This window comes from Mycobacterium sp. (assembly GCF_049683355.1).
Taxonomy (GTDB): domain Bacteria; phylum Actinomycetota; class Actinomycetes; order Mycobacteriales; family Mycobacteriaceae; genus Mycobacterium.
The window spans coordinates 1-8608 of the sequence record NZ_JBAUJB010000256.1; the positions used below are offsets into that span (position 1 = coordinate 1).

The 8608-nt window shown below is 68.4% G+C and carries 6 protein-coding genes and 1 pseudogene; 3 read left to right on the plus strand and 4 right to left on the minus strand.

Going from position 1 to position 8608, the window contains the following annotated elements; genetic code table 11:
* Nucleotides 1–197, plus strand: a pseudogene (locus WA944_RS15480) (adenylate/guanylate cyclase domain-containing protein); the annotation flags it as partial.
* A 14-nt stretch (nucleotides 198–211) separates the two neighbouring features.
* Here WA944_RS15480 and topA read toward each other — a convergent pair.
* The 3 genes from topA to WA944_RS15495 all read right to left on the minus strand — a co-directional run bounded on the left by topA (nucleotide 212) and on the right by WA944_RS15495 (nucleotide 4133).
* Nucleotides 212–3058 (minus strand): type I DNA topoisomerase, encoded by a 2847-nt coding sequence (gene topA / locus WA944_RS15485; protein WP_526647096.1) that lies wholly within the window; start codon nucleotides 3056–3058, stop codon nucleotides 212–214.
* Nucleotides 3059–3194: 136 nt separating this feature from the next.
* Nucleotides 3195–3785 (minus strand): hypothetical protein, encoded by a 591-nt coding sequence (locus tag WA944_RS15490; protein WP_526371987.1) that lies wholly within the window; start codon nucleotides 3783–3785, stop codon nucleotides 3195–3197.
* A gap of 144 nt (nucleotides 3786–3929) precedes the next feature.
* The gene (locus WA944_RS15495; protein WP_006243848.1) at nucleotides 3930–4133 is read right to left on the minus strand and encodes a cold-shock protein; all 204 of its coding nucleotides are present in this window, start codon (nucleotides 4131–4133) and stop codon (nucleotides 3930–3932) included.
* Between the two features lie 288 nt (nucleotides 4134–4421).
* Here WA944_RS15495 and sftH point away from each other — a divergent pair, with 288 nt between their 5' ends.
* Both sftH and WA944_RS15505 read left to right on the plus strand, forming a co-directional pair.
* A complete protein-coding gene (gene sftH / locus WA944_RS15500; RefSeq protein ID WP_526609691.1) occupies nucleotides 4422–6770 on the plus strand; it encodes a DNA 3'-5' helicase SftH in 2349 nt (782 codons plus the stop codon).
* Nucleotides 6771–7059: 289 nt separating this feature from the next.
* Nucleotides 7060–8142 carry a PAS domain-containing protein gene (locus WA944_RS15505; RefSeq protein ID WP_526647097.1) on the plus strand — a complete coding sequence of 361 codons (1083 nt, stop codon included), beginning with the start codon at nucleotides 7060–7062 and terminating at the stop codon, nucleotides 8140–8142.
* Nucleotides 8143–8145: 3 nt separating this feature from the next.
* On the opposite strand, the gene WA944_RS15510 is transcribed toward WA944_RS15505, so the two are convergent.
* Nucleotides 8146–8526: an Rv3654c family TadE-like protein gene (locus tag WA944_RS15510; RefSeq protein WP_526647098.1), complete on the minus strand. Its 381-nt coding sequence runs from the start codon at nucleotides 8524–8526 to the stop codon at nucleotides 8146–8148.
* Nucleotides 8527–8608: the final 82 nt, after the last annotated feature.

Below are 8608 nucleotides of genomic sequence, written 5' to 3' on the forward strand. Positions count from 1 at the left end.
CGAGGCTGACCGAGCTGGCGAAGCACGAGAAGGGCCACGTGCTGGCATCGGCGATCGCGGTCAGCGACGCCCTGGATTCCGAGGCGCTGTGCTGGGACGTCGGCGAGATCGTCGAGATGCGCGGCCGCACCGCGCCGACCCAACTCGCCCGGCCGGCACACCTGGTGTCGGTCGACGGCGCCAGCGCCTCCCGCTAGCCCTACGAGTCCGGCTAGCTCTTCTTCGCGGCTTTTTTCGCCGCCTTCTTGGCGGGCGCTTTCTTGGCCGGGGTCTTCTTCGCGGTCTTCTTCACCGGGCCGCGGGCCCGGCGGTCGGCGAGCAGCTCCGAGGCCCGCTCGTCGGTGATCGACAGCACGTCGTCACCCTTGCGCAGGCTCGCGTTGGTCTCCCCGTCGGTGACATAGGGGCCGAACCGGCCGTCCTTGATCACCATCGGGTTGCCGCTGGCCGAGTCGTTGCCCAGCTCACGCAGCGGCGGAGCGGCCACGCCCTGCCTGCCGCGCCGCTTGGGCTCGGAGTAGATCTTGAGCGCCTCGTCGAGCGTGATGGTGAACATCTGCTCTTCGGTCGCCAGCGAACGAGAGTCGGTGCCGCGCTTGAGGTATGGCCCGTATCGGCCGTTCTGCGCGGTGATCTCCTCGCTGGTGGCCGGGTCGACACCGACCACCCGCGGCAACGACAGCAGTTTCAGCGCGTCCTCGAGGGTCACTGTTTCCAGATCCATCGTGCGCAGCAGCGAGCCGGTACGCGGCTTCGGTCCGGTAGGCTCCTTGCCCTTCTTCGCCGGGGTTCCCGCTGAGCCGTCGTCGTCCTCCGGCGGTTCGGGCAGCACCTCGGTGACGTACGGGCCGTAGCGCCCGTCCTTGGCGACGATCTCGTGACCGGTTTGCGGATCGACACCCAGCGATCGGCCCTCTTGCGGTGTGGCGAAGGCCTTTTCGGCCAGCTCTAGGGTCAGCTCGTCGGGCGTCAGCTCGTCCTTGAGGTTGGCCCGCTGCGGCTTGAGCTCGCCGGGGTTGTCCGGATCGGCGATCATCCGCTCGAGATACGGCCCGTTGCGCCCGACGCGGACGTTGACCGCACGTCCCTCGGCGTCGTCGAAGAGTTTGATGGAGTTGACCAGCCGGGCGTCGATCTCTTCGAGATTGCCACCGACGAGCTTCTTGAGGCCACCCGCGCGGGCGATCGAGCCCTCGACGCCGTGGTCACCACCGAAGTAGAAGTTGTTGAGCCAGTTGGACCTTCGCTCGTTTCCGGATGCGATCTCGTCGAGCTCGTCTTCCATCGCGGCGGTGAAGTCGTAGTCCACCAGGCGGGCGAAGTGCTGCTCGAGCAGTCCGATGACCGCGAACGCCACCCACGACGGGACCAGCGCACTGCCCTTCTTGTGCACGTAGCCGCGGTCCTGGATGGTCTTGATGATCGACGAGTAGGTCGAAGGGCGACCGATGCCGAAGTCTTCCAGCGTCTTGATCAGCGAGGCCTCGGTGTAGCGGGCCGGCGGACTGGTGGTGTGCCCGTCGGCGGTCAGGTCCTTGGCGTCGACCCGCTGGCCCTCGGTGAGGTTGGGCAGCCTGCTCTCGGCGTCGTCGGCCTCACCGCCGGCCTGATCGTCGAGGCTCTCCACGTAGGCCTTCAGGAAGCCCGCGAACGTGATGGTGCGGCCGCTGGCATTGAACACCACCTGCTCTTCGACGGCGGAGCCGTCAATCGATCTGCGGCTCGCATTGCCGGCGATCCGCAGGCTCAGCGTGGTGCCGCGCGCATCGGCCATCTGAGAGGCCACGGTGCGCTGCCAGATCAGCTCGTAGAGCCGGAACTCGTCGGTGTCCAGCGCCGAGTGCAGCTGGCCGGGTGTGGAGAACACATCGCCGGCAGGGCGGATGGCCTCGTGGGCCTCCTGGGCGTTCTTGACCTTGCGGGTGTACTGCCGCGGCGACGGGTGCACGTACTCCTCGCCGTAGAGCTGCCTGGCCTGGTTGCGGGCTGCGTCAATAGCGCTGGCCGACAAATTCGTCGAGTCGGTACGCATGTAGGTGATGTAGCCGTTTTCGTAGAGCCGCTGCGCGATGCTCATGGTGCGTTCCGAGGAGAAGCGCAGCTTGCGGCCGGCCTCCTGCTGCAGCGTCGAGGTCATGAACGGCGCGTAGGGCCGCCGGGTGTAGGGCTTCTGCTCGACCGACGACACGGCCAGCTGCGCGCCGCGCAGCCCCTGGGCCAGCGCGCCGGCCCCCGCCTCGTCGAGGACGAGCACCTCGTCGGGCTTCTTGACCGCCCCCAGGGAGTCGAAGTCACGGCCGGTGGCCACCCGACGTCCGTCGACGGTGTTCAGCTTGGCGGTGAACCTGGGAGGAGAGGCGGCGGGATCCGAGACGCTGGCGTCCAGTTCGGCGGTGACGTCCCAGTAGCCGGCGCTGCGGAACGCCATCCGTTCGCGTTCGCGCTGCACGATGATGCGGGTCGCGACGGACTGGACCCGCCCGGCCGACAGCTTCGGCGCCACCTTCTTCCACAGCACCGGGCTGACCTCGTAGCCGTACAGCCGGTCGAGGATGCGCCGGGTCTCCTGCGCGTCCACCAGGTCGTTGTCCAGGTCCCGGGGATCCTCGGCCGCGGCACGGATCGCGGGCTCGGTGATCTCGTGGAACACCATCCTCTTGACCGGGATGCGCGGTTTCAGCGTCTCCAGGAGATGCCAGGCGATGGCCTCGCCCTCCCGGTCACCGTCGGTGGCGAGGTAGAGCTCGTCGACGTTCTTGAGCAGATCCTTCAGCTCGGCGACAGTGCTCTTCTTGTCCGGGCTGACGATGTAAAGCGGTTCGAAGTCGGCGTCCACGTTGACCCCGAGGCGCGCCCACGGCTCGGACTTGTACTTGGCAGGGACATCGGCGGCGGCCCGGGGCAGGTCACGGATGTGCCCGCGGGACGACTCGACGACGTAGTTGGACCCCAGGTAGCCGGCTATTTTGCGCGCCTTCGTGGGCGACTCGACAATGACGAGTCGTCGGACAGCACCATCAGCGCCGTTGCTCCCGCTGCCGCGGTTCTCGTCAGCCACCTTCGCCTAGCTCCACTTCTTCTGCTGCCCCGAGGGCCGGCACGCATTCGTGCGACCCCCCGTGGCAACTGACAATTTCGCACCCCCGGCCTGCCGACGCAAACTGGCCCCTGTCCCCCCGCGTGCCCGAAGGCGGCTACGTCCGCGGCCACTGCGACAACGCCTCGGCGTTGTCAGGTGGTTCCCCTACATTCTCTACCAGGCGCGATAGCCGGCGGCGCCCGCTGATCCGCAATGCCGGATGCGTCCCGCGGGTGCCGATCAGCGTCGGCGCAATCCCTACCCTCATCATCGCCGACGCGAGCGGCGAATGCGTTTCCGGCGCGTGCGGGTCCAACCCGAGCAGATATCGGTCCGAATCGGGCGTGCCCGCCGCCAGCGTCCACGCCCGCAGCTCCCGTGGCCCCGGTAGCCACTGCGGCGGCACCGTCTTCACCGCCCCCCTCGTCCACTCCACGGCGATCTCGACCAGGCGGGTGTCCACCGCCGTCCGTACCAGCGGGGTGTCCTCGTCGGTGCGGGCGATCTCCGCCTCCAATCCGGCCTCGACGATCATCGCGGCCAGCCCCTGCGCCCGCCACAACTCGTCCACCACCACCGACAACCGGGCGCCCCGCTGGGGGCCGCCTCCGACCAGCACCACCTGCCCGGGCGCAGCCAGGATCCCCGTCAGGTCGGCGATGGCCGGTGGCACCGACTCCGCCGAGAAGAAGGACAACTGGCTCACAGAAGTGACACTAGGGCAGCCCGAGCGTCCGGAGGTGTTGCCGGGCCGGGGCCCGGTCGCAGGCCCACTGACAGAGAACACCCCCGCGTCTTCCGTGACGGAGGACGCGGGGGTGATTGGAGGTTTTGGTTTGGTCCGCTTCGCTCAGACGGCCCGAACGCCGGTGGCCTGCGGCCCCTTGGGGCTCTGACCGACCTCGAACTCGACCTTCTGATTCTCTTCCAGGGTGCGGAAGCCGCTACCCTGGATCTCCGTGTAGTGGACGAAAACATCGGCAGAGCCGTCTTCGGGAGCAATGAAGCCGAAGCCCTTCTCCGCGTTGAACCACTTCACAGTTCCCTGTGGCATCTCTCGTACTTTCCTTCTCTTCTTACCGGGAGCGGTCCACCGACTTCCGGTGTACCGGGCCCGTTCCGACCGCCATACCTTCGTGGAGTGCTCGGAACTCGACCCGACCTACAACCCTCGCAGGAACCGCGGCCGCAACGACGATCCTGCGAGTGCGAATACACGAACACAGAAGCTGCGACCGCAAGTAGTCAATCACGTTCGGGGCTGCTGCGACAGTCACGGAGGGATCACGTAGTGAACAATTCACATGCGGGGGGATTTCGGCGACATCCGGGAGGGGCCGAGGTGACGGATCCGGGGTCGGATTTCGGCCGCGAGCTGCTGGCTTGCGCGGTCGACGGCACCGCGGCCGACGAGCACCCGCTGCGCCACGTCGCCGACCTGCCGCCGCGCCGGGCACGGACCCGACAGTGGCCGCACTGGGCGGATCCGGACCTGGTGCAGGCTTTCCGCGATCGGGGCGTGGTGACCCCGTGGTCGCATCAGGTGGCGGCGGCCGAACTCGCGCGCGACGGCCGCCATGTGGTGCTGAGCACGGGCACCGCGTCGGGTAAGTCGCTGGCCTACCAGCTGCCCATCCTGACGCGGCTGACCGACAATCCGCGGTCCCGGGCTCTGTACCTGTCGCCGACCAAGGCGCTCGGGCACGATCAGTTGCGGTCGGTGGCCGCGCTCACCTCCGCGGTGCCCAGGCTCATCGATGTCGCCCCGACCCCCTACGACGGTGACAGTCCCGCCGAGGTGCGGCGCTTCGCCAGGGAACGATCCCGGTGGATCTTCTCCAACCCCGACATGATCCACCTGTCGATGCTGCGCAACCACGCCCGCTGGGCGGTGTTCCTGCGAAATCTCGACTACCTCGTGGTGGACGAATGTCATTACTACCGGGGCGTTTTCGGATCCAACGTGGCGATGGTGCTGCGTCGGCTGTTGCGGCTGTGCGCCCGGTACTCGGCGACCGGCACTGACTCTTCCGGGCCGACGGTGATCTTCGCCAGTGCGACGACCGCGCAACCCGCGATCACCGCCTCGGAGTTGATCGGGCAGACGGTGGTGGAGGTGACCGACGACGGATCACCCCAGGGGGCGCGCACGGTCGCACTGTGGGAACCGGCGCTGATGGACGACCTGTTGGGGGAGAACGGCGCTCCGGTGCGTCGATCGGCGGGCGCCGAGGCGGCACGGGTGATGGCGGACCTGGTCGCCGAGGGCGCGCGCATGCTCACGTTCGTGCGCTCGCGCCGGGGTGCCGAACTCACCGCGCTCGGGGCCAGGGCGCGGCTCGCCGAGAAGTCCCCGGACCTGGCCGATCAAGTGGCCTCCTACCGGGCCGGATACCTCGCCGAGGACCGGCGCGGGCTGGAGCGCGCGCTGGCCGACGGCGAACTACGCGGTGTGGCGACGACGAACGCGCTGGAGCTGGGGGTGGACATCGCGGGCCTCGACGCCGTGGTGCTCGCCGGTTTCCCGGGCACTGTCGCGTCGTTCTGGCAGCAGGCCGGTAGGGCAGGACGGCGCGGCCAGGGGGCACTGGTGGTGATGATCGCCCGCGACGACCCGCTCGACACCTACCTGGTACACCACCCCGCGGCCCTGCTCGACAAGCCCATCGAACGCGTCGTGATCGACCCGGAGAACCCCTATGTTCTTGGGCCCCAGCTCCTCTGCGCTGCCACCGAACAGCCGCTGACGGATTCAGAGGTGCGGATGTGGAACGCAGAGGCGGTGGCCGGCGGCCTCGTCGACGACGGCCTGCTGCGCCGCCGGCCCAGCGGCTACTTCCCGACCCCCGGGGTCGATCCGCATCCGGCCGTGGACATCCGGGGGTCCATCGGTGGACAGATCGCGATCCTGGAGGCCGGCACCGGCCGGATGCTGGGCAGCAGCGGGGCCGGGCAGGCGGCGTCGTCGGTCCATCCTGGTGCGGTGTACCTGCATCAGGGCGAGAGCTACGTCGTCGATTCCCTCGACTTCGAAGACGGCGTCGCGTTCGTGCACGCCGAGGATCCCGGTTACACGACGTTCGCCCGGGAGCTGACCGACATCGGTGTCACCGGGCAGGGTGAGCGCCGTGACCACGGACCGGTGACCGTCGGCCTGGTGCCTGTCTCGGTCAGCAACACCGTCACCGGCTATCTGCGTCGCCGTCGCGACGGCGAGGTCATCGATTTCGTCGATCTCGACATGCCCACCCGCACCTTGGAGACGATGGCCGTGATGTGCATCGTCACCCCAGAAGCATTGCAGCGCAGTGGGATCGACCTGCTGCGCGTTCCGGGATCACTGCACGCGGCCGAACACGCCGCAATCGGGTTGCTGCCATTGGTCGCCAGCTGTGATCGTGGCGACATCGGTGGGGTCTCCACGGCCGTCGGACCGGTGGACGGGCTGCCGTCGATCTTCGTCTACGACGGACATCCCGGCGGCGCAGGCTTCGCCGCGCGCGGATTCCGCACCATCACCACTTGGTGGTCCGCCACCGCCGCGGCGATCGCGGCCTGCGAGTGCCCCACGGGCTGTCCGTCCTGCGTGCAATCACCCAAGTGCGGAAACGGCAACGATCCGCTGGACAAGGCCGGCGCGATCACGGTGTTGCGCCTGGTGATCGGCTCACTGGGCGCGCAAGCCGGATGAATTCCGGTGGCGATCGACCCCTCGACGGTCGCCCCGACGCAGGACGTGCGGCAAGCCCGCTGCAACGGTGCGGCAACAACTGCGACTACGGCAACCAACAGTCTGGACAACGGGATTCGTTTTCCGATCCCGACTCTCAGGTGGGTAAGAAACTACCTCGTCAGGGGCCTGATCGCAACATCGAACGGGTATCGGCCGACGGTACCCCAGCGTACTCGGCAGCACGGATGCGCGGATTTCGTCGCGTCATCGTCGAAAGCGCCGTTCTCCCCCTCGGTAAGCTGTCGGCATGACCCACGACTGGTTGCTCGTGGAAACACTGGGCAGCGAGCCTGCCGTCGTCGCAGAAGGCGCCCACACCAAGGACATGGTGCCGATCAGCACGTTCCTGGGACGGAATCCCCACCTGATGGCGATCCAGTCCGCCATCGGGGAGACCGTGCGTGCCGGCAAGTCCCGGAGGAGCATCACGCCGAAGAACGATCGGGTGATCTGCACCGAGGTCGTGCAGATGTCCGACGGTCGGATCCACGGGGTCCAGATATGGCTGGGACCGCCCGACGAGGAACCACCACCACGTCCGGCGGTCGGACCGCTGATTTGGGATCTGAGCCGCGGAACCGCCACCGACACCCCGGAGTCGCTGCGGATCGGCGGCTGGGATCCCGCCAAGGAGTCCACTCACGGGCGGGCGTTCGCCGACGACCTGCCGCGCCGCGACCTCAACCCGAACGAAGCCGAGATCCTCAGCATGGTCATCAGACCGGAGGTCGGCCTGACGATGTGCAACACCTGGGATGTCGCCGACTACCAGGGTGAACGAATCACCGTCGGATTCGTCGCCAGGTCGTTGCCGGAACTGCAGGACGACGGCAGAGAGCGGCTGATCTGCCGGGCGATGAACTGGCGCAGCCTGCGGGAGCGGCCGAGCATCCAGGAGGACATTCTGGGCCAACGGATTCTCGACAGCCTCGCCGAACCGGGCGTGCACCGCGCACTGGTCGATCCACGGCACTGGTCCCTGTTGAAGTGGCTCGACGACCCGGCACCGTTCTCCGACTGGCGAGCCGGGATCGTCGAGGGGCAGGCCTTCCATCCGGACGACGAGGAGACGCTGGCGGCGATGGCCGCGGGGTTCGAGACCGGCGCCACCTCGGGTGTGCTGCGGATGGTCGCCCACCACGGCGGCTGGATTGCGGTGCACATCGCGGTGCACCGGGTCGAACTCGACAAGGGCGTCTACGCCGGCCTGGCGGCGCTGCGCCTGCCCACAGACGCCGAACGCGCGGCCGCCGGGTTCCCGGAAACCGATGAGCCGGCAGCCGGTACCCGGAAGTCGCGCTCCCGCAAGCAGAAAGCCACCAAGGCCTAGCACCTAGCCTGCCGGCCCCGCCCTGGCGATTGCCCGAGCCGGGCCCGATGCCGCGACCCTGACCGGCGCCTCGACCACGACCGGCGCCTCGACCACGACGACGACATCGAGATCGTGCACCGAGCACTCCACCGCCGTCGTACCCATCATGGCCGCCAACGCCGAGGCCTGCGCGCAGGCTTGCTGCATGCCGGTGGGCAGGTAGGCCGCCGCCGCCAGCGCGGCGAGGTCCGCGGCCGCCTGCGCGCGGTGTCTGGCGATGACGGCCGCGCCGATGTGGGCGCTGCCCGCGGTGATCACCACCAGGGCCACACTCATCGCGGCGGCCACGATCGTGGCCGACCCACGCTCACCGGCCGACGGGTTCGGTTGCGGCGACCGCAGCGGCGCTGATCGAAACCCTGGGTAGCAGAACCGATCTCGTGGTGACGGTCGCCACCACGTAGTGGCCGTCGCGGCGCAGGTG